The following is a 20,995-nucleotide window of genomic DNA, read 5'->3' on the forward strand; positions in this document are numbered from 1 at the left end:
AACATTCGCACATTTTCAGGCCATGCCCTGGTGGCGCAGCAACGCGTCCAGGCTCGGCTCGCGGCCCCGGAAGGCTTTGAACGATTCCATTGCCGGGCGGCTGCCACCGGCTTCCAGAATGGTCTGGCGGTAACGGCGGCCGGTGTCGGCGTTGGGAGCGCCATCAGCGCCGATGGTTTCTTCAAACGCGGCGTAGGCGTCAGCGCTGAGCACTTCAGCCCATTTGTAGCTGTAGTAGCCGGCGGCGTAGCCCCCGGCAAAAATATGGCTGAAGGTGTGCATGGTGCGGCTGAAAGCCGGCGGCTGCAGCACGGCGACTTCATCGCGTACCTGGGTCAGCAGGGGCATGAAGTCGTGCGCCGGGTTGTGTGCGGTGTGCAGCAGCATGTCGAACAGCGAGAACTCGATCTGGCGCAGTGTCTGCATGCCGCTCTGGAAATTTTTGGCAGCCAGCATTTTGTCGAACAGCGCGCGCGGCAGCGGCTCGTCCGTCTCGACGTGGGCGGTCATGTGTTGCAGCACATCCCACTCCCAGCAGAAATTTTCCATGAACTGGCTCGGCAGTTCGACCGCATCCCATTCGACGCCGCCAATGCCCGACACGTCGCGCTCATTCACTTGCGTCAGCATGTGGTGCAGGCCGTGGCCGAATTCGTGGAACAGGGTGATGACGTCGTCGTGTGTCAGCAACGCCGGTTTGCCATCAACGCCGCTGGCGAAGTTGCACACCAGATGCGCCACCGGTGTTTGGAGTACGCCGGTATCGGGGCGCAGCCAGCGCGTGCGCATGTCGTCCATCCAGGCGCCGCCGCGCTTGCCGGTGCGTGCGGGTTGGTCCAGATAAAACTGGCCGACCAATTCGCCGCCGCGCTCGATGCGGTAGAACTGTACGGCCGGATGCCAAACGGGCGCATGGTCGGGACGGATGGCGACTTCAAACAGCGTTTCGATGATCTTGAACAGGCCGGCCAGCACCTTGGGGGCGGTGAAGTATTGCTTGATCTCTTGCTCGCTGAAGGCGTAGCGTGCTTCTTTGAGCTTTTCGGCCACATATGGCCAGTCCCAGGGCTGTGGGTTGGGCAGGGCCAGCGACTCAGCGGCAAAGGCGCGCAGATCAGCCACGTCTTTTTCTGCATAGGGGCGCGCGCGCGTGGCCAAGTCGCGCAAGAAGGTGATGACTTCATCCGCTGATTCAGCCATTTTCGGCACGACTGAGACTTCGCCAAAGTTGGCATAGCCCAGCAGGTGTGCTTCTTCTTGGCGCAGCGCCAGAATTTGCTGGATCAGCGCAGTGTTGTCGTATTGCGCGGCATCGCCGGTCGACTGGTCGGAGGCGCGCGTGACATGGGCGTGATAAAGCGTTTCGCGCAGTGTGCTGCTGGCGGCAAATTGCATCACCGGCAGATAGCACGGCATTTTCAAGATGAGCTTGTAACCGTCTTTGCCTTCAGCACGGGCCGCTTCCAGGGCGGCTTGTTGCACGTCGGCAGGTACGCCATGCAGTTCATCGGCGCGCGCGTAGTAGCTGTAGGCGTCGGTGGCGTCGAGGGTGTTTTCGCTGAATTTTTGCGCCAACTCGGCTTGGCGCTCTTGAATTTGCGCAAATCGCTCTTTGGCCGCGCCGGTCAACTCGGCGCCCGACAGCACGAAGTTGCGTACGGCGTTTTTGAGTGCTTGGCGCTGTTCGTCGTTCAACGTCGCCGGGTCGATGGCCTTGTACTTGGCGTACAGCCGCTCGTCGGCGCCCAGGCGCGTCCAGAACTCGGTCACGCGCGGCAAGGCTTCGTTGTAAGCGGCGCGCAGCTCGGGCGTGTCGGCCACGCTGTTCAGGTGGCTGACTACACCCCACGAGCGTCCCAGTTGCTCGGTGGCCACGTCCAGCACGGCGGCGATGGCGCTCCAGCGGGCGGGGAATTGCGGCGCGGTAACTGTTTCAAGGGCCTGGTTGGCACGCGCCAGCAGCGTATCCAGGGCCGGTGCCACGTCGCTGGGGGTGATGCGGTCGAACGCGGGCAAGGCGGAGAAGTCGAGGAGGGGATTGCTCATGCGGGCTTAGGTGGCGCTGTAGGGTGACAGTTCAAGTCAACGGTAAAAAAACGCAGCTGCTTTTTAGGCGCTGAGGGGGGCGCCAGCAGCGCGCTCGGCGGCTTCCAGGGTATTGACCAGCAGCATGGTGATGGTCATCGGGCCCACACCGCCGGGCACCGGGGTGATGTGGCTGGCGACGGCTTTCACACCCTCAAAGTCCACGTCCCCGCAGAGCTTGCCTTCGTCGTTGCGGTTCATCCCGACGTCCAGCACCACCGCACCGGGTTTGACCATGTCGGCGGTCAGCACATTGCGCTTGCCCACGGCGGCGACGATGACGTCGGCTTGCAGCGTCAGCGCTTTCAGGTCTTTCGTCGCGCTGTGGCAGAGGGTGACGGTGGCATTTTTGCCCAGCAGCATCAACGCCATCGGTTTGCCGACGATGTTGCTGCGGCCAATCACCACCGCGTGTTTGCTGCGCAGGTCGTAGCCGATGCTCTCTAACATCTTCATGCAGCCGTAAGGAGTGCACGGCCAAAAGCCGGGCATGCCGGTCATCAGTGCACCGGCGCTGGCGATGTGAAAACCGTCCACATCCTTGGCTGGCGAGATGGCTTCGATGACTTTTTGTGCGTCGATGTGCGCCGGCAGGGGTAGCTGCACCAAGATGCCGTGGATGCTCGGGTCGTTGTTCAGTGCTTCGACACGCGCCAGCAGATCCGCTTCGCTCAGGGTCGGCTCGTAGCGCTCCAGCACCGAGTGCAGTCCGGCGTCTTCGCAGGCCTTGACCTTGTTGCGCACATAGACCTGCGAGGCCGGGTTGTCGCCCACCAGTACCACGGCCAGACCGGGCGTCACGCCACGGGCTTGGAGTGCGGCAGTGCGCTGGGCGACCTCGGTGCGCAGTTGGCGGGAAAGGGCGTTGCCGTCAATCAGTTGGGCTGTCATGTCTGAAAATAGGAGTAAAAACAGCTTCTGGCGCTTATGGGATAAGCGCTAGAAGCTATTAAATTGAGAGTAATTGACGCTGACGAAGTACCGATCAAGCGCTGGCCGTGGTCGGGCCGATGGCGATTTTGATCAGGTCGGCGACGGTGTTGGCACCGAGCTTTTCCATGATGTTGGCGCGGTGTGCTTCCACCGTCTTGATGCTGATGCCCAGGTCATCGGCGATCTGCTTGTTCAGACGCCCAGCGACGATGCGCTCCAGCACCTGCGCTTCGCGGCTGGTCAGTTTGGAGAGCAGGGCGTCGCGGCTGGCCGCTTGCTGGTGGCCGGTGAAGGCGTCGCGGGCGTGCTCCAGCATGCGTTCGACCAAACTGGTCAAGGCTTCTTCATTGAAGGGTTTCTGGATGAAATCCAGCGCACCTTTTTTCATGGTGTCCACCGCCATGGGTACATCACCGTGGCCGGTGATGAAGACGATAGGCAGCGGCGATTTGCGCTCGATCAGGCGGTCTTGCAGCTCCAGGCCGGTCATGCCGCCCATGCGGATGTCCACAATCAGGCAGGCGATTTCGCGTGGGTCGTAGCGCGCGAGAAAAGTTTCGGCCGAATCAAAGCATCGAACGCGGTAGTCTTTTCCCTCTAGCAACCATTGCAGCGAGTCGCGCACCGCCTCGTCGTCATCGACCACATACACAGTGCCTTTTTTCGGAATCAAGCTCATTCAACTATCCTTGGGATTGGTGCGATAGCTACTGAATTGGTAGCGTCATTGTCAGGCGCAGCGAGCGGCAGCCAGAAAGAGAACCTGCAACCCGTGACCTCCAAACCATTGTAGAGGTTCTCTACATGGATTCTTCCTTGGTGGGATTCGACAATGCTGCGGCACAGGTTCAGGCCCATGCCCATGCCTTCCTGCTTGGTCGAAAAGAAAGCTTCAAACAACCGCTCCAGCACATCCTGGGCCAGGCCCTGGCCGGTGTCGTGAACCGAAAATTCGATCACCTCTTGGCCTTCGATATTTTTCGGCACCACACGCAACTCGACGCACCGTCCCGCCAGCGGCCGCTGCGCTTGCACGATGGACTCGGCGCCGTTTTTCATCAGGTTGATCAGTACTTGCTCGATCAGGATGGAGTCCGCCATGATCGGCGGTAGGCGCGCGGCGACGTAATGCGTCAAGCGCACGTTGTGGCGGCGCAGTTCGATATCGGCCAGTTCGACAGCCTCGCCGACCATGGCGGCAGCGTCAGCCAGCTGGCGGTTGGGCGCGCTTTTCTTCACAAAGTCGCGGATGCGCTGAATGATCTGGCCGGCGCGCTGTGCCTGGTGGGCGGTTTTTTCAAGTGCCGTGAGCAGCGTTTCCTGCGTGATCTGCCCGCTGTGGATGCGCGAGACAATGCCGCTGCAATAGTTGTTGATGGCGGTCAGCGGCTGGTTCAGCTCATGCGCCACGCTGGACGCCATCTCGCCCATGGTGATCAGGCGGCTGACCGATTGCGCGCGCTCGGTTTGGCGCGCGGTTTGCTCTTCGGCGCGGCGGCGCGGGGTGATGTCGGTGGCAATCACCATTTGCGCTAAACGGCCATCCACCCAGCTCAGATAGCGTGAGCGCACTTCCAGCCATTTGTCCAAATGCGGCAGGTAGATTTCGGCGTTTTCAGTGTGGGCACTGGTCAGCGAGTCGGTCGGCAGGCCCATCAGGCCGTCTTCGTCCTGCGGGTGGTGCGGGCTGGTGGGTGTGACCGGTAACACACCGGCCTGGGCCACCAACTGCAGGTGGCCGTCGGTTTGCGAGCCAAACCACTGGCGGTAAAGCTTGTTGGCAAACAGCAGTTCTTGGCTGCCCAGTGGTGCCACCGAAACCGAGGCGTCCAGGGCTTCGAGGACGATGGTGAACCGCTCGTGTGAGGCCGAGAGTTGCTCACGGATACGGTTGGGCTCGGTGATGTCGGTCATCGAGGTCATCCAGCCAGTCTGTTGGCCGCGCGCGTCGATCAGCGGTGAAACATACAGCCGGGCATCAAACACGGTGCCGCTCTTGCGTCGCACGCGTACCTGAAAACCGCCCGGCGCGGTCTTGCCGTTGATTTCGTCGAACAGCCGCGCTTGCAGCGTCTCCATGTCCGATTCTGGCCAATACGGAAACGGTGCGGTCTGGCCGACCAACTCGGTATCGCTCCAGCCGGTCATCTGGCAAAAGGCGGCGTTGACGTAGGTGATGCGCCCTTGCAGATCGAGGGCGCGCATGCCGGTCAGCACCGAATTTTCCATCGCCCGGCGGAAGTTGGTTTCGGTGACCAGCGCCTGCTGGGCCTGCATGCGTCGGCGCGTGTGGCGCCAAGTAGCGATCAGCATCCAGACCGTCATGGTGCTCAGCACCACCACCAGCCAGAACAGGCCGCTGCCGACCACCCCCAGCGAGGTGCGGTAGGCCTGGGCGCGCAGCAGCAGGCCGTTACCCACCGGCGAGACCGGTACTTCGTAGGCGTTGGCGCGTGCGCTCAAGGGCAGCCACTGCGGCGCGCGGTGGTTGCGCGGCCCCAGTGGCGTGCCGGCCAGCACTTGGTGGTTGGCGTCCAACAGGGTGACGGCGTAGCGCGCCAGTACTTCAGTCGGCGTGCCGTAGCGCAGCAGGCTGTCGATAGAGTATTCGCCCAGCACCACGCCGCCAAATTTTCCCTGCACGTTCAGCGGCACCTGCAGTTGCAGCAGCGGTGCGGCGTCACCACTGCGGGCCACGGGTTGGGTGTAGATGGGTTGTTGCAGGTCGCGCGTGAGTTCAAATGTGCTGGCGGTTTCGTCTTTTTTCAGCACTTCGCCAACAACGCGGATCTGGCTGCTCGCCAGGGTCGGTGCGGCCTGGCTGGCACGTACCCGGCCATGTCCATCGATCCAAGTGATGGCTTGCAGCTCTGGGTATTGGCTGATCAATGCCTCGGCGCGCCGGTTGAACTCTGCGCCTTCCAAGTCATGGTTGGACAAGTCGCGTGCAATGCGCATAAGCTGCTCCTGGCGTTCCAGCAGGCGCAGGCGCACACGCTGTTGGGCGTATTCGACATCGCGGCGCAATGCTTCCTGTTCGCGCTCGCCTTCTTCCAGGCGTAAATACCAGAACGCTGCCACGATGACCGCCATGAAAAGTAGCACGGCTGCCAACGGTGCCAAGGCGGCAAAGCGGTCTTGGCGCATCGGCGAAAGACTGCGCCACCAGGCGCGCCAGCGCTGTGCCAGCGCTGCGCTACGGGGGAGTGGTAAAGCGGTAGAAATCAACGGTTGCATGATGCAAGTGTAGGTGGCGCAGTGATTTTTTCAGAGCTTGGTATATTGTGCAACTGCAGCAATTTTTCATATTATAAAATCAAAAAGCATAATTTGAAATTATGAAAAATCTATGAGAAACTAGAGAGTAGACATTTCATTTAGGCCCTACCCCCAGGAGACAAGCCATGTCAGCACAGCCCGATTTCCCCGCCGGCAACGGTGTTACCCATACGCAAGATACGGACAGCCAAGAGACCCGTGAATGGACGGACGCCCTGTCTGCCGTGATTGCACAAGAGGGGCCGGAACGGGCCCACTTCTTGCTCGAACAGCTGTTGGAACATGCGCGTCAGAGCAGCCTCGACATGCCGTTCTCGGCCAACACTGGCTACGTCAATACGCTTGACGTAGACCAAGAGGCCCGCTGCCCCGGCAACTTGGAACTGGAAGGGCGTCTGCGTGCTTACATGCGCTGGAACGCCATGGCCTTGGTGGTGCGCGCCAACCGCCACCACCCGCCTGAAGGTGGCGACCTGGGTGGCCACATTGGCTCGTTTGCCTCACTGGCGAATATGTTTGCCGCCGGTTTCAACCATTTCTGGCACGCCGAGAACAACGAACCCGGCAAAGAACATGGCGGCGACTGCCTGTATATCCAGGGCCACGTCTCGCCCGGCATTTATGCCCGCGCCTTCATGGAAGGGCGTTTGACCGAAGAGCAGCTAAACAACTTCCGCCAGGAAGTGGACGGTAAGGGTCTGTCGAGCTACCCGCACCCCAAGCTGATGCCCGACTTCTGGCAATTCCCCACGGTGTCGATGGGCCTGGGCCCGCTGATGGCGATTTACCAAGCGCGTTTTTTGAAGTACCTGCACGCGCGTGGCATTGCCAATACTGAAAACCGCAAAGTCTGGGTGTTCTTGGGCGACGGTGAGATGGACGAGGTCGAATCACGCGGCGCTATCGGCTTGGCCTCACGCGAGAAGCTGGACAACCTGATCTTTGTCATCAACTGCAATCTGCAGCGCCTCGACGGCCCGGTGCGTGGCAACGGCAAGATCATCCAGGAGCTGGAAGGCGACTTCCGCGGCTCCGGCTGGAACGTCATCAAGCTGATTTGGGGTGATCGCTGGGACGCGCTGCTGGCCAAGGACAAAGACGGCGCCTTGCGCAAAATCATGATGGAATGCAACGACGGCGATTACCAGTCGTTCAAGGCCAACGATGGCGCCTATGTGCGCAAACACTTCTTTGGCCGCGACCCGCGCACGCTGAAGATGGTGGAGCACATGAGCGACGACGAGATCTGGAACCTGCGCCGCGGTGGCCACGACTCGCAAAAGGTCTACGCCGCCTTCCACGCCGCCAACGAGACCCAAGGCCAGCCTACCGTGGTGCTGGTCAAGACCGTCAAGGGCTTTGGCATGGGAAAAATTGGTGAGGGCAAAAATACCGTCCACCAGACTAAAAAATTGGGTGCCGAGGACATCCGTGCCTTCCGCGACCGCTTCAATATCCCGATTCCGGACAGCCAGATTGACAGCCTGCCGTTCTACAAGCCAGACGACGACACACCAGAAATGCGCTACCTGCACGAGCGGCGCGAGGCACTGGGCGGCTATTTGCCGCACCGCCGTGCCAAGGCCGACGAGCAGTTCACTATCCCGCCGCTGGATACTTTCAAAGCTGTGCTGGAAGCCACCACCGAAGGGCGTGAAATCTCGACGACGCAGGCCTATGTGCGCTTTTTGACGCAACTGCTGCGCGACAAGGAACTGGGCCCGCGCGTGGTGCCGATTCTGGTGGACGAGGCGCGCACCTTTGGCATGGAAGGGCTGTTCCGCCAAATTGGTATTTACAACCCAGCAGGCCAGCAATACACCCCGGTCGATAAAGACCAGGTGATGTATTACAAGGAAGACAAAAAGGGCCAGATCCTGCAAGAAGGCATCAATGAAGCCGGCGGTCTGAGCAGCTGGATTGCGGCGGCCACCAGCTACAGCACCAGCAACCGGATCATGATTCCGTTCTACGTGTACTACTCGATGTTCGGCTTTCAGCGCGTGGGCGACCTGGCCTGGGCAGCGGGCGACATGCAGGCACGCGGCTTTTTGCTCGGCGGCACCTCCGGGCGCACCACTCTCAACGGTGAAGGGCTGCAGCACGAAGACGGCCACAGCCACATCCTGGCCAATACCATTCCCAACTGCGTCACCTACGACCCGACCTTTGCCCACGAAGTCGGCGTGATACTGCACCACGGCCTGCAGCGCATGGTCGAGCGCCAAGAAAACGTCTACTACTACATCACCCTGCTGAACGAAAACTACGCCATGCCCGGCCTGACGCTGGGCACCGAAGAGCAGATCATCAAGGGCATGTACCTGTGCCAGCCCGGTGCAGCCGATGCGCCAGCGGACGCCCCACGCGTGCAACTGCTGGGTTCGGGCAGCATCCTGCGCGAATCGTTTGTAGCGCAAGAACTGCTGGCGGCTGACTGGGGCGTGCAGGCGGATGTCTGGAGCTGCCCCAGCTTTAACGAGCTGACGCGCGACGGCCAGGACGTCGAGCGCTGGAATCTGCTGCACCCGCTAGAAACCCCGCGCGTGCCGTTTGTCGCGCAGCAACTGGCCGACCATGCCGGCCCGGTGGTGACTTCCACCGACTACATGAAGGCTTACGGCGAGCAGATTCGATCCTTCCTGCCGGCCGGCCGCACGTACAAGGTGCTGGGCACCGACGGCTTTGGCCGCAGCGACTTCCGCCGCAAACTGCGCGAGCACTTCGAGATCGACCGCCACTACATCGTCGTCGCCGCCCTTAAGGCCTTGTCTGAAGAAGGCAAAGTGCCAGTGCAACTGGTGGCCGATGCGATTGCCAAATACGGCATCCAGACCGACCGCATTAACCCGCTGCACGCTTGAGCGCGCCTACAGAATAGGGAGACAACACCATGGCACTGATTGAAATAAAGGTTCCCGACATTGGCAGCACCGACGAGGTTTCGGTGATTGAAGTGTTGGTCAAGGTCGGCGACAGCATCAAGGCCGAACAATCGCTGATCACCGTCGAGTCCGACAAGGCCTCGATGGAGATCCCGTCCAGCCACGCCGGCGTGGTGCAGGAGCTGCGCGTCCAGTTGGGCGACCAGGTCAAGGAGGGCAGCGTGGTGCTGGTGCTGCAAGCCGAAGGCGCTGCAGAATCGGCACAAAATACAGCTCCAGCCCAATCTGTACCAGCGCCTTCAGCTATTAAAAATGAAGTGCCTGCGGCGCCACCAGCAGCGCCTGAAGCTGCCCCTGCAGCGGCCCCGGCCGCCGCCAGCGGCCCAATCGAACTGCGCGTGCCCGACATCGGTGACTTTAAGGACGTCTCCGTGATTGAAGTGCTGGTCAAAGCCGGCGATACCGTCACGCTGGAGCAGTCACTGTTCACCATCGAGTCCGACAAGGCCTCGATGGAAATTCCTTCGCCCATGGCGGGTGTGATCCAGTCCTTGACGGTCAAGGTCGGTGACACCGTGAACATTGGTGATCTGGTCGGGCTGATTGAAGGCGTGGCTGCAGCTGCAGCACCGGTAGCAGCACCCGCTGCGGCGGCGATTCCAGCTCCTGCAGCTGCTCCTGCTGCAGCTGCGACGCCCACGGCAGCAGCAGCCAGCGCTGCACCGGCCACCACTGCTGTGCCGGCGCACAACCCGACAGCCGCCCCCACCGGCCAGTTGGCGCACGCTTCGCCCTCGGTGCGCAAATTTGCCCGTGAATTGGGCGTGCCGCTGACCGAAGTGCAGGGCAGTGGCCGCAAGGGCCGTATCACGCAGGAAGACGTGCAGTCGTTTACCCAATCGGTGATGCGCGGCACGTTGCAGACGGCAGCGCAACAGGCGGTGCAACCGAAAAGCGCAACACCCGGTACGGGGACGGGCGCTGGCCTGGACTTGTTGCCCTGGCCCAAGGTCGATTTCGCCAAATTCGGTGCTATCGAACGCAAGGACCTGTCGCGCATCAAGAAAATCAGCGGCGCCAACCTGCACCGCAACTGGGTGATGATTCCGCACGTCACCAACAACGACGAAGCTGACATCACCGAGCTGGAGGCCTTCCGCGTCTCGACCAACAAGGACAACGAAAAGAGCGGCGCCAAGGTGACCATGCTGGCGTTTGTCATCAAAGCGGTGGTCGCAGCGCTGAAGAAATTCCCCGACTTCAACGCCAGCCTGGACGGCGATACGCTGGTCTATAAGCAGTATTTCAACATCGGTTTTGCTGCAGACACGCCCAACGGGCTGGTGGTGCCGGTGCTGAAAGACGCTGACAAAAAAGGCATCTTGCAAATCAGCGCCGAGATGGGCGAACTGGCGAAAAAAGCACGCGATGGCAAGCTGGGCGCAACGGATATGCAGGGCGGTTGCATGTCGATTTCGTCGCTTGGCGGTATTGGGGGCACGCACTTCACACCGATCATCAACGCGCCTGAAGTAGCGATTCTGGGACTGTCCAAGGGCCAGCTGAAGCCCGTGTGGGACGGCAAACAGTTTGTGCCGCGCCTGGTGCTGCCGCTGTCGCTGTCCTACGACCATCGCGTGATCGACGGCGCGTCGGCGGCGCGTTTCAACGCCTATCTGGGCCTGGTGCTGGCGGACTACCGCCGCATCCTTCTCTAAACCTTGCGGGACAGACCAAAGCAGCGCTTTGCTCTGTCCCCAACTGATTGGAAAAAAGATGGCAACGATAGACATCCAAGTGCCGAACATCGGCGACTTTGCTGAAGTTACCGTGATCGAATTGCTGGTGAAACCCGGCGACACCGTGGCAGCCGACCAGAGTCTGGTCACTGTTGAATCCGACAAAGCCTCGATGGAAATCCCGTCCAGCCACGCCGGCGTGGTGCAGGCGCTGCACGTCAAGCTGGGCGACAAAATCGCTGAAGGCAGCCTGCTGGTGACATTGCAGGCAGAGGCTGGGGCGGCTCCTGCTCCAGCAGCTACTCCTGAAAAAGTAGCTGCAAGCGCTGGTATCCAAACGGTTACAGCATCAAAACAACCTGAAAACCTTGCAGCGCGTGCGGTAGCAGCTCCTATAAACGCAGTACCTGCTTACGCTGGCACGGTGGATATGGAGTGCGATGTGCTGGTGCTGGGCGGCGGCCCCGGTGGTTATTCCGCCGCTTTCCGTGCCGCCGACCTGGGGCTGAAGGTGGTGCTGGTCGAGCGCTACGCCACATTGGGCGGCGTGTGTTTGAACGTCGGCTGCATCCCGTCCAAAGCGCTGCTGCACGTCGCGGCGGTGATGGACGAGGTCCGCCACTTGGCTGATCTGGGTGTTGATTTTGGCCGTCCGGTGGTCAACATCGACCAACTGCGCGGCCACAAGGAAAAAGTCATCGCCAAGCTCACCGGCGGTCTGGCGGCGATGGCCAAAATGCGCAAGGTGACCACCGTGCGCGGCTACGGCAGCTTTGTCGGCGCGCACCATTTGACGGTGGAAGCAACCACCGGCAGCGCGCAAGAAAAGACCGGCGCCAAGCAGGTGATTGGCTTCAAAACCGCCATCATTGCCGCCGGCAGCCAAGCGGTGCGCCTGCCGTTCATGCCCGACGATCCGCGCGTGGTCGATTCGACCGGTGCGCTGGAGCTGAAAGACGTGCCCAAGCGCATGTTGATCCTGGGCGGCGGCATCATCGGCCTGGAAATGGGCACGGTGTACTCCACCTTGGGCGCGCGCCTGGATGTGGTGGAAATGCTGGATGGTTTGATGCAAGGCGCTGACCGTGATCTGGTCAAAATCTGGCAGAAGATGAACGCCAAGCGCTTCGACAACATCATGTTGAAGACGAAAACCGTGGGTGCCGAAGCCACGCCCGAGGGCATCAAGGTGACGTTCGCTGCCGCCGAAGAGGGCGGAACAGCACCCGAACCACAAACCTACGACTTGGTGCTGCAAGCCGTGGGCCGCACGCCTAACGGTAAAAAAATAGCCGCCGACCAAGCCGGCGTGGCCGTAACCGAGCGTGGCTTCATCAACGTGGACATCCAGATGCGCACCAACGTGCCGCACATCTTCGCCATCGGTGACATCGTCGGCCAGCCGATGCTGGCGCACAAAGCCGTGCATGAGGCGCATGTGGCGGCGGAAGTGATTGCCGGGGAACTGCAAAACAATAAGGAGCTGGCCAGCAGCGCCTTCAATGCCCGTGTGATCCCGTCGGTGGCCTATACCGACCCCGAGGTGGCCTGGGTCGGCCTGACCGAAGACCAGGCCAAGGCGCAGGGCATCCAGATCAAAAAGGGTCTGTTCCCGTGGACAGCGTCCGGCCGTGCCATTGCCAACGGCCGCGACGAGGGCGTCACCAAGCTGCTGTTTGACGACAGCCCGGAGGCGCATGGCCACGGCAAGATCCTGGGTGGCGGCATGGTCGGCACGCACGCTGGCGACATGATTGGCGAGATCGCTCTGGCGATTGAAATGGGTGCCGACGCGGTCGATATCGGCAAGACCATCCACCCGCACCCGACGCTGGGCGAGAGCATCGGCATGGCCGCCGAAGTGGCGCATGGCAGCTGTACCGACCTGCCGCCGGTGCGCAAATAGGCTGCATCCCCAGCTGACGAGGCGGACCATGGCAGCAAAGAAATTCCCCAACGCACCGCAGCACCCCGAGCGGGTGTGTTGGGGCTGCGATTTGTATTGCCCCGTCAAAGACATGCGCTGCGGCAATGGCTCAGACCGCACGCCGCACCCGTCAGAGCTGTTTGGCCCGGACTGGGCACAGTGGGGACAAGGGGAGGGCGATCAGGAGGCACAGGACACCAAGGACGCCGTGCCGCCGGCTGCTTGACCCGACCGCAGCCCCACAGAGAGGTTTCTGATCGCTCTTTGGTTAAAACCAAGCAGTTGTTCCTGCGTCTGCACGAAGAAAAAATCAACGTGTTTTATATCAAGATGCCGATGGAGTTTGGTATGGCCGATGAACCATGGGCCTGAAGCTTGAAAATTAATCAAATTCAAATACATGTTGACATCAACCGACTGGTTCTATTGGGCCATTCTGTCTGCAGTTTTCGCTGCACTGACCGCCATCTTTGCCAAGATAGGTATTCAGGGCGTTGATTCAGATCTCGCCACCTTAATCCGAACGGCCATCATCATCGTAGTGCTGTCGGTATTCGTCGTTTACACAGGCAAATGGGCCAACCCTTTTGAGCTTTCGGCGAAGACTTGGCTGTTTCTTGGGTTGTCCGGCCTAGCGACCGGTGCATCGTGGGTATGTTACTTTCGGGCGCTCAAGATAGGAGATGCATCCAAGGTCGCGCCGGTGGACAAGCTCAGTCTGGTTCTGGTGGCAGTATTTGCATTCACTTTTCTGGGAGAGCGTCCGTCGCTTCGCGAGTGGTCAGGTATCGCGATGGTCGCTGGCGGCGTTCTCTTGCTCGCGTTCAAGCGTTGATGGGTTCGATCAGTAGCGTGTTGGCTGATCGCTGAGTTTGAAGCTGCTGACCGCTTCGGTCAGCAACCGGGTTTGCTGCTTGAGACTGTCCGCTGCGGCGGCACTTTGCTCTACCAGCGCAGCGTTTTGTTGGGTGCTCTGGTCGAGCTGGGTAACCGCTTGGCTCACGTCGCCAATGCCCCGTGTCTGCTGCAGCGTGGCGGCGCTGATCTCGCTGATCAGATCTGAGACGCGCTGCGCCTGTGTGACGATGTCTTGCATGGTCGCACCGGCGTCGCCCACCAAGCGCGAGCCGGCTTCCACCTTCTCCACGCTTTTACTGATCAGATCTTTGATCTCTTTCGCCGCCTGTGCCGAGCGCCCGGCCAAGCTGCGTACCTCAGATGCCACCACGGCAAAACCCCGGCCTTGCTCGCCTGCGCGTGCGGCTTCCACGGCCGCGTTCAGCGCCAGGATGTTGGTCTGAAAGGCAATACTGTCGATCACGCTAATGATGGCGGCAATTTTGTGCGAGCTGGCCGTGATCTCTTCCATGGTGGTGACCACTTCGCCGACCACTTGGCCACCTTTTTGCGCGGTGGCGCTGGCAGAGCTGGCCAAGTCGTTCGCTTGGCGTGCGGTTTCCGCGTTGTGCTGCACAGTGCTGTTCATCTGCGCCATCGAGGCGCTGGTTTGCTGGAGGCTGGAGGCTTGTTGCTCGGTGCGGTGCGACAGATCGGCATTGCCAGTGGCAATTTCTTCTGACCCGGTGGCGATGGAGTTGGATGCTTCACGCACCCGGCTGACCAGCTGGCTCAGACTGCGCTGCATCGTCACCAGCGATGCCAGCACGCTACCCGCAGGCGCCTGCGCCGCATTCGGCACGGGGCTCAAGTCGCCCTGGGCCACCCGCTCGGCCACGGCGCCCAGCTCTGCGGGTTCGGCACCAAGTTGCATCACCACGCTGCGGGCAATCCACCAGGCCAGGACCAGCGCCATCACCAACGCTACACACATGGCGGCCAGCATCACCGACAGAAAGCCTTGGGCGCCTTCCAGCGCGGTCTTGTTTTGTGCCTGGATGCGGACTTCTTCGTGGTCGATCAGGCGGTTGATGGCCGCCAGCCACTGCACGTACTGCGGCTTGGCTTGTGTCCAGAGCTGCTGTTTGGCGCCTTCGGTGTCGCCGGCTTCAAGTTGTTTGATGATGGACGCAGTCGTCTGCACTGTTTGCGCCTCAATCGCCTGTATGCCGGCATTGAGCTCCCTGAGCGTGGCAACTTCTTGGGAGCGCTCGACCAGCTGCTGGAGCGGTGCGGCGGATTGGGCATAGAACGCCGCCAGATCAGCGATGGCAGTCGCTTCCTTCTGGCGATCGGCAGCAGACGTGGCCAGTACCATATCGCGGATGGCGATCGAGCGATCATGGGCCGAGCCACGGAAATTGATCGCATGCCGTTGAATCAACGCATGCTGCTGGCTGTTCATTTTCAGCGCCGATTCGATGGTCTGTACCTTGACGATGGCGGCCAAAGTGACCCCCAGCATCACCACGATCATTGCGCCAAAGCCTATATACAGGCTCTGTCTGACCGTTATTTGCCTCATACCCATGGTATTTATCCTAATTTACATTACTGATCTGCAAAGATCGTAACAGCGTATGAAATTCTCTGCGCCGGTCGTCGATATCAAAACAATAGCTGTCAGCGTAGGTAGATAGAGCGTTTGTGGCCCAAAATACCCTGAAAATAGCCAGCGCCTCCGCTTTTTTCTTACATCTCCTGTGCATTCCTGAATGCCTATTCCCACCATGCACGCCTTGCTCGACGCGATTAGTACCTTGTCCCTGCCAATGGATGCGCAGCGCATTTTTCATGGGCGCGGCGGCCTGCACCCTGGCTGCGAGCAGTGGGCGCTGGATGCCTATCCCCCGGTGCTGGTACTGACCAGTTTTGCGCCGGTGACCGATGAAGAACTCGCCACCCTGGGCGCGGCGCTGCAGCAGCGCTGGCTGCAAATCGCACCGCAGGGCGCGCCGCTGAACTGGGTCTTCCAGTACCGACATGGGGGTGGTGCGGACACGCGCCTGATGGCCGGCAGCGTGCCCGAGCCGCACACCGTGACAGAGCAGGGTGCGCAGTTTCGGGTGCATGTGGACAAGGGCCAGAACCACGGCCTGTTTCTGGATATGGCCGAGGGCCGGCGCTGGGTGCGCGAGCATGTCGCCGCCCACGCCACGGCGGGCGCTGGCGGCCGTGGCCTCAAGGTGTTGAATCTGTTTGCCTACACCTGCGCGTTTTCGGTGGTGGCGCTGCAGGCCGGCGCCCGGCAGGTGGTGAATGTCGATATGTCTCGTAGCGCTATCGCCATGGGCCAATACAACCACCAGCTGAATGGCGTCACCGCCGGGACCAGCTTTCTGGCACACGACATCTTCAGCACTTGGGGAAAAATCACGCGCAGCGGGCCGTATGGTTTGGTGATCGTTGATCCGCCGAGCTACCAGAAGGGGAGCTTCATTGCCACCAAGGATTACGCCCGCCTGATGCGCCGCCTGCCTGGTTTGCTGGCGCCGGGCGGACACGCGCTGCTGTGCCTGAATGCGCCCGAATTAGGGCTGGATTTTTTGCAAGACCAGATGCGTGAGCTGGCGCCAGAGCTGATTTTTGTCGAGCGGGTGGCCAATCCGCTGGCCTTTGCCGATGTGTCACCCGAGCGGGCGCTCAAAGTGCTGGTGTATCAGGCACCGCCGCTGTGATGCCCTGCTAATGCTCTGGGCCGGGCGCGGGCAAGGCCAGCCCGGCGGCCTGCACCACCCGCACACAGTCTTGGATGTGCTGCTGCCCGATGTAGCGCAAGGTGGCATATCCCAGTGCCGCCGCCACGGCCTGTCCCGCCAGGGGCACATACTTGGCCAGTTGGCGCGTGGTCATGCGCATCCCGAGGGTTTTCACGGCTTTGAGCACCAAGTCTTTGGTGATGAATTTTCCAATCAGAACCGAGCCCACCATGGCCACGGCCTTTTGTACCTGCTCGTGTTTTTGTGGATCGAGTTGGTTCAGTTGCTGTGGCGTCAGGCCAAACTCGGCGCTGATTTTGGGCAGAAGCCGGGCCAGCAACGCGGCGTCCACCGCCCAGTCCAGGCCGGGCACCGGCACCGTGCTGGCAACGGCGGCCACCATGGCGCGGCGGTGCAACAGGTGCTGGGCGCGTAATACCGCTGCGTCGATGGGGCTATCGGTAGGGGGGCGTCGTCTAGGAAGGAACATGAAAAGAGCGCTGTGCAAGCCACAAAGCGCTTTTATACTTTTCTTTTGATGAGTCCGTAAAGGACCAGCAAAATGACCGCGCCAATGATGGAGGCCAACCAGCCCGCTGGTGCACCCGGTGCATACCAGCCCATGGCTGCACCCACGTAGCTGGCGACAAAGGAGCCGGCAATCCCCAGCAGGGCGGTCATGGTCCAGCCCAGTTTGTCATCGCCGGGTTTGATGGCGCGGGCAATCAGGCCCACGATCAGGCCGACAAAAATGGTTCCGATGAGGGAGATCATGGCTTATTGGGCTTGCGTAGTGAGCGAGTAATCGACGACACGGCGGGCGCCATTGAAGCGCTTTTTCCAGTACGCAGCCTGCATATCTTCCACGCGTACGGTCTCACCGGTGCGCGGCGAATGCACGAATTTGCCATCGCCGATGTAGATACCGACATGGCTGAAGGTGCGCCGCATGGTATTGAAAAACACCAAATCACCGGGTTGAAGCTCTTTTTTGTCAATGGTCTGCGTCGCGGCAGCCTGCTCGTTGGCGCGGCGCGGCAGCACCAGGCCAATGGTCTGGCTGTAGATGGCGCGCACAAAACCACTGCAATCAAAGCCTGTTTCTGCACTGGTGCCGCCGCGCCGGTACGGCACGCCCAGCAAACCCATGGCGGTGACGACCAAGCCCGAAGTTTTGTCGGCGACGTCGTGGCGCACGGCATCGATCTGGGTCATGACGCTAGAGGTCATCACATTTTTGTCCTCCATCCAGCGATCGATCACCTCATGGGTGTTCATCATCCAACGGTCGGTTACCTCGTTGGTGTCATTAGGGGGGGCCGCATGGGCTGCGCTGGCAAAAACCAGCAAAAGAGTACAAAACCATTGAGACATGGAGCGCGAGGGTACCACGGTATGTAGGACAAAAGAGCCATTGGCTGCCCAGCACTATCCCGGAGCGCTGATCTGGCGCAGAGAGGCGGGCAGTTTTCTGACTTTGCGACAATCAGCCCACTTTTTTTTTCACCTTTCAACCTGGGCCACGCCATGCTGCTTGACGCTTCCGAATCACAACTCGTGCTGGTGGATTACCAGACGCGCCTGATGCCTGTTATTTTTGAAGGCGTAGCCGCCTTGGCCAATGCCATGCGGCTGGCCCAATTGGCCAAGCTGATGCAGGTGCCGGTGTGGGGCACCGAGCAAAATCCCTCGCGCCTGGGCCCTAATGACGAGGCGCTGCGTGCCTTGTGCGATCGCACGCTGTCCAAAATGCATTTCAGCGCCACCGAAGAAGGTTTGGGCGAATGGTTGCGCCCCCCGGCCAAGCCGCAAGGCGCACAAGGTGGTAATGCACGCAGCCTGCCCAAGCACCTGCAAAAACCGGCAGCCCTGGAGAATGAGCGCAGCTTGATCGTCATGGCTGGCTGTGAAGCGCATGTCTGCCTGCTGCAGACCGCGTTGGATCTGATCGAAGACGAGTTCGATGTGTGGGTCGTCACCGATGCCTGCAGTTCACGCACCGAGCGCAACCGTGATGCTGCCTTTGACCGCCTGGCCGGCGCTGGCGCCGAACTGGTGACTACAGAAATGGTGGCCTTTGAATGGCTGCGTAGTTGCGAGCACCCAGCTTTCAAGGAGATGCTGGCCTTGGTGAAATAAGCGCGTTCACGCCCGGCCATCCCGGGCTGGGCCGGTCTGTCGGGGCAGGGGATCCCCGACAGGGCTTAAAAATAAGTGGCTAGCACGCTGCTCTTAGTCCGATAAAAATCTCTCCAATGGCACACAATCAAAGGTCAGATAAGCGCTTGTAGCTATATATAAAGGAGCAATCCAGGCGGTCTTGTGAGTCAGCTTCCTGCAAGCGGGGGTCTCAATAATTATGAATTCAGAATTTGTCTTTCGCCGTAAGTGTTCCACGGTAGGCCTCTAGGCTTGGCGTGGTGCAGCCACTATTCAAGGAGCCCCCGCATGACAAGCTACGCAGATTTTTATCGCCAGTCCATCGACCAGCGCGATACCTTTTGGGCTGAGCAGGCCAAGTTGATCGATTGGCACACGCCGCCCGAGCAAATTTGCGACTACAACAACCCGCCATTTGCGCGTTGGTTTGTCGGTGGCACCACCAATCTGTGCCATAACGCCATCGACCGCCACCTGAAAGACCGCGCCGACCAAGCTGCCTTGGTGGCCATTTCGACCGAAACCGGCACCGAGCACTCCTACAGCTTCACTGAGTTACATGCCGAGGTGCAGCGCATGGCCGCTTCGCTGCTGGCGCTGGGTGTCAAAAAAGGCGACCGTGTACTGGTCTACATGCCGATGGTGGCTGAGGCCGCCTTTGCCATGCTGGCCTGCGCGCGCATTGGTGCCCTGCATTCGGTAGTGTTTGGTGGGTTTGCTTCGGGTTCGCTGGCCTCGCGTATTGAAGATGCCGAGCCTGTCGTTGTCGTCAGCGCCGACGCTGGCTCGCGTGGCGGCAAGCCCGTGCCCTACAAGCCGCTGCTCGACGAGGCGATTCGTCTGTCCAAGCACAAGCCTGCTGCCGTGCTGCTGGTGGACCGCGGTTTGGCACCGCTGAACTTGGTCGAAGGGCGTGACCATGTCTGGGGCACGCTGCGCGAGCAGCACCTGCATACCGTGGTGCCCTGCGAGTGGCTTGAATCCACCCACCCGAGCTACACCCTGTACACCAGCGGTACCACCGGCAAGCCCAAGGGCGTGCAGCGCGATACCGGCGGTTATACCGTGGCGCTGGCGGCCAGCCTGAAGCACATTTTTGACGCCAAGGCTGGCGACACTTTCTTCGCCACCAGCGACATCGGTTGGGTGGTGGGGCACAGCTACATCATTTATGGCCCACTGATTGGTGGCATGACCACCATCATGTATGAGGGCCTGCCCATCCGGCCCGATCCAGGCATTTGGTGGAGCATTGTTGAAAAGTACAAGGTCACGCACATGTTCTCGGCGCCCACCGCTGTGCGCGTGCTGAAAAAGCACGATCCAGAGTGGCTGAAGAAGTACGATCTTTCGACCCTCAAGGCGCTGTGGCTGGCCGGCGAGCCGCTGGACGAGCCCACCGCACGCTGGATCAGCGAAGCGCTGGGCGTGCCGATCATCGACAACTATTGGCAGACTGAAACCGGCTGGCCGATTCTGACGCTAGCCAACGGTGTCGAGCAGCAAACCACACTTTTTGGCAGCCCTGGCAAAGCCATGTATGGCTACAACGTCAAGCTGATCGATGAAGTGACGGGCGAAGAGCTGACTACGCCCAACCAAAAGGGCATCGTCGCCATCGAAGGGCCACTGCCGCCCGGTTGCCTGCAAACTGTGTGGCGCGATGACGAGCGTTTTGTCAGCACCTACTGGAGCAGCGTCCCAGGGCGCCAGATTTACAGCACCTTTGACTGGGGCATTCGCAATGCGGACGGCTATTACTTCATCCTCGGTCGCACCGACGATGTGATCAACGTCGCTGGTCACCGCCTGGGCACGCGTGAGATCGAGGAAAGCATCTCCTCGCACCCGAACATCGCCGAAGTAGCGGTGGTCGGTGTGGCCGACGCACTGAAAGGTCAGGTGGCCATGGCCTTTGCCGTGGCACGTGATGCCACTTTGCTGAACGACCCCGCTGAGCGTGACCGCTTGGAAGCCGAAGTCATGAAGCAGGTCGATAACCAACTGGGCGCCGTGGCGCGTCCTTCGCGCGTGTATTTTGTCAATGCACTGCCCAAGACGCGCAGCGGCAAACTGCTGCGCCGTGCCTTGCAAGCCGTGGCTGAACGCCGTGACGCCGGTGATCTGACTACCATGGAAGATCCGGCAGCATTGCAACAAGTGCGGGAAATGGTCGGCGACTGAAAATCGGTCGTTAACTGCATGCGCCGGCTTGGAGTTGGCGCAAAAGAGAGCTGGAACACTGAATAATTCAGTGTTCCAGCTCTCTTTGTTGCTGCACGCGCAGTGTTATTCGGCCTCGTCGAATCAGTATAGTTATATCTTATAATTGAATGTAACTTACATGTTTTTAATAAAAACCATAACTAAAATAAAATTCATAGCTTAACG

16 protein-coding genes are annotated in these 20,995 nt (G+C 60.4%); 8 read left to right on the plus strand and 8 right to left on the minus strand.

From position 1 onward, the window contains the following. Window positions 1-15 precede the first annotated feature (15 nt). The 4 genes from Q390_RS0104990 to Q390_RS0105005 all read right to left on the minus strand — a co-directional run bounded on the left by Q390_RS0104990 (window position 16) and on the right by Q390_RS0105005 (window position 6,255). Complete coding sequence (locus tag Q390_RS0104990; RefSeq protein WP_027995075.1) at window positions 16-2,046, minus strand: M3 family metallopeptidase; 2,031 nt, start codon at window positions 2,044-2,046, stop codon at window positions 16-18. Window positions 2,047-2,109: 63 nt separating this feature from the next. Then, on the minus strand, window positions 2,110-2,976 hold the full coding sequence (folD, locus tag Q390_RS0104995; protein WP_027995076.1) for a bifunctional methylenetetrahydrofolate dehydrogenase/methenyltetrahydrofolate cyclohydrolase FolD: 867 nt from the start codon (window positions 2,974-2,976) through the stop codon (window positions 2,110-2,112). 94 nt (window positions 2,977-3,070) lie between these two features. After that, entirely contained in the window at window positions 3,071-3,697 is a 627-nt protein-coding gene (locus Q390_RS0105000; protein WP_027995077.1) for a response regulator transcription factor, read from the minus strand. After that, on the minus strand, window positions 3,694-6,255 hold the full coding sequence (locus tag Q390_RS0105005; RefSeq protein ID WP_037472183.1) for a PAS domain S-box protein: 2,562 nt from the start codon (window positions 6,253-6,255) through the stop codon (window positions 3,694-3,696). The genes Q390_RS0105000 and Q390_RS0105005 overlap by 4 nt, the downstream gene beginning before the upstream one ends. A gap of 167 nt (window positions 6,256-6,422) precedes the next feature. On the opposite strand from Q390_RS0105005, the gene aceE reads away from it, so the two are divergent. From aceE to Q390_RS0105035, 5 genes are all read left to right on the plus strand, one after another. Then, window positions 6,423-9,161 (plus strand): pyruvate dehydrogenase (acetyl-transferring), homodimeric type, encoded by a 2,739-nt coding sequence (gene aceE, locus Q390_RS0105010; protein WP_027995079.1) that lies wholly within the window; start codon window positions 6,423-6,425, stop codon window positions 9,159-9,161. Window positions 9,162-9,190: 29 nt separating this feature from the next. Next, on the plus strand, window positions 9,191-10,900 hold the full coding sequence (aceF, locus tag Q390_RS0105015; protein ID WP_027995080.1) for a dihydrolipoyllysine-residue acetyltransferase: 1,710 nt from the start codon (window positions 9,191-9,193) through the stop codon (window positions 10,898-10,900). A gap of 58 nt (window positions 10,901-10,958) precedes the next feature. Then, entirely contained in the window at window positions 10,959-12,827 is a 1,869-nt protein-coding gene (gene lpdA, locus Q390_RS0105020) for a dihydrolipoyl dehydrogenase (protein ID WP_027995081.1), read from the plus strand. A gap of 28 nt (window positions 12,828-12,855) precedes the next feature. Further along, a complete protein-coding gene (locus Q390_RS0105025; RefSeq protein ID WP_027995082.1) occupies window positions 12,856-13,074 on the plus strand; it encodes a DUF3079 domain-containing protein in 219 nt (72 codons plus the stop codon). Between the two features lie 174 nt (window positions 13,075-13,248). Next, window positions 13,249-13,683 carry an EamA family transporter gene (locus Q390_RS0105035; RefSeq protein WP_027995083.1) on the plus strand — a complete coding sequence of 145 codons (435 nt, stop codon included), beginning with the start codon at window positions 13,249-13,251 and terminating at the stop codon, window positions 13,681-13,683. A 9-nt stretch (window positions 13,684-13,692) separates the two neighbouring features. On the opposite strand, the gene Q390_RS0105040 is transcribed toward Q390_RS0105035, so the two are convergent. Further along, window positions 13,693-15,276 carry a methyl-accepting chemotaxis protein gene (locus Q390_RS0105040; RefSeq protein WP_027995084.1) on the minus strand — a complete coding sequence of 528 codons (1,584 nt, stop codon included), beginning with the start codon at window positions 15,274-15,276 and terminating at the stop codon, window positions 13,693-13,695. 199 nt (window positions 15,277-15,475) lie between these two features. Here Q390_RS0105040 and Q390_RS0105045 point away from each other — a divergent pair, with 199 nt between their 5' ends. Next, window positions 15,476-16,423, plus strand: coding sequence for a class I SAM-dependent methyltransferase (locus tag Q390_RS0105045; protein WP_027995085.1), 948 nt, complete (start codon window positions 15,476-15,478; stop codon window positions 16,421-16,423). 7 nt (window positions 16,424-16,430) lie between these two features. Here Q390_RS0105045 and Q390_RS0105050 read toward each other — a convergent pair whose 3' ends face one another. From Q390_RS0105050 to Q390_RS0105060, 3 genes are read right to left on the minus strand one after another with little or no spacing between them, the layout of a single operon-like run. Further along, window positions 16,431-16,934: a hypothetical protein gene (locus Q390_RS0105050; RefSeq protein ID WP_027995086.1), complete on the minus strand. Its 504-nt coding sequence runs from the start codon at window positions 16,932-16,934 to the stop codon at window positions 16,431-16,433. A 32-nt stretch (window positions 16,935-16,966) separates the two neighbouring features. After that, window positions 16,967-17,218: a GlsB/YeaQ/YmgE family stress response membrane protein gene (locus Q390_RS0105055; protein WP_027995087.1), complete on the minus strand. Its 252-nt coding sequence runs from the start codon at window positions 17,216-17,218 to the stop codon at window positions 16,967-16,969. 3 nt (window positions 17,219-17,221) lie between these two features. Beyond that, window positions 17,222-17,692, minus strand: coding sequence for a C40 family peptidase (locus Q390_RS0105060; RefSeq protein ID WP_425423934.1), 471 nt, complete (start codon window positions 17,690-17,692; stop codon window positions 17,222-17,224). A 279-nt stretch (window positions 17,693-17,971) separates the two neighbouring features. On the opposite strand from Q390_RS0105060, the gene Q390_RS0105065 reads away from it, so the two are divergent. After that, window positions 17,972-18,583, plus strand: coding sequence for an isochorismatase family protein (locus tag Q390_RS0105065; protein WP_027995089.1), 612 nt, complete (start codon window positions 17,972-17,974; stop codon window positions 18,581-18,583). A gap of 309 nt (window positions 18,584-18,892) precedes the next feature. Continuing rightward, complete coding sequence (locus Q390_RS0105070; protein WP_027995090.1) at window positions 18,893-20,788, plus strand: propionate--CoA ligase; 1,896 nt, start codon at window positions 18,893-18,895, stop codon at window positions 20,786-20,788. Window positions 20,789-20,995 lie beyond the last annotated feature (207 nt).

The organism is Simplicispira psychrophila DSM 11588 (assembly GCF_000688255.1).
Taxonomy (GTDB): domain Bacteria; phylum Pseudomonadota; class Gammaproteobacteria; order Burkholderiales; family Burkholderiaceae_C; genus Simplicispira; species Simplicispira psychrophila.

Coding starts and splice junctions, on each gene's coding strand:
- aceE (WP_027995079.1), top strand. CDS start 6,423: ATGTCAGCACAGCCCGATTTCCCCGCCGGCAACGGTGTTACCCATACG.
- Q390_RS0105000 (WP_027995077.1), bottom strand. CDS start 3,697: ATGAGCTTGATTCCGAAAAAAGGCACTGTGTATGTGGTCGATGACGAC.
- lpdA (WP_027995081.1), top strand. CDS start 10,959: ATGGCAACGATAGACATCCAAGTGCCGAACATCGGCGACTTTGCTGAA.
- Q390_RS0104990 (WP_027995075.1), bottom strand. CDS start 2,046: ATGAGCAATCCCCTCCTCGACTTCTCCGCCTTGCCCGCGTTCGACCGC.
- Q390_RS0105005 (WP_037472183.1), bottom strand. CDS start 6,255: ATGCAACCGTTGATTTCTACCGCTTTACCACTCCCCCGTAGCGCAGCG.
- Q390_RS0105025 (WP_027995082.1), top strand. CDS start 12,856: ATGGCAGCAAAGAAATTCCCCAACGCACCGCAGCACCCCGAGCGGGTG.
- aceF (WP_027995080.1), top strand. CDS start 9,191: ATGGCACTGATTGAAATAAAGGTTCCCGACATTGGCAGCACCGACGAG.
- Q390_RS0105045 (WP_027995085.1), top strand. CDS start 15,476: ATGCACGCCTTGCTCGACGCGATTAGTACCTTGTCCCTGCCAATGGAT.
- Q390_RS0105055 (WP_027995087.1), bottom strand. CDS start 17,218: ATGATCTCCCTCATCGGAACCATTTTTGTCGGCCTGATCGTGGGCCTG.
- Q390_RS0105050 (WP_027995086.1), bottom strand. CDS start 16,934: ATGTTCCTTCCTAGACGACGCCCCCCTACCGATAGCCCCATCGACGCA.
- folD (WP_027995076.1), bottom strand. CDS start 2,976: ATGACAGCCCAACTGATTGACGGCAACGCCCTTTCCCGCCAACTGCGC.
- Q390_RS0105040 (WP_027995084.1), bottom strand. CDS start 15,276: ATGGGTATGAGGCAAATAACGGTCAGACAGAGCCTGTATATAGGCTTT.
- Q390_RS0105035 (WP_027995083.1), top strand. CDS start 13,249: ATGTTGACATCAACCGACTGGTTCTATTGGGCCATTCTGTCTGCAGTT.
- Q390_RS0105060 (WP_425423934.1), bottom strand. CDS start 17,692: ATGGAGGACAAAAATGTGATGACCTCTAGCGTCATGACCCAGATCGAT.
- Q390_RS0105070 (WP_027995090.1), top strand. CDS start 18,893: ATGACAAGCTACGCAGATTTTTATCGCCAGTCCATCGACCAGCGCGAT.
- Q390_RS0105065 (WP_027995089.1), top strand. CDS start 17,972: ATGCTGCTTGACGCTTCCGAATCACAACTCGTGCTGGTGGATTACCAG.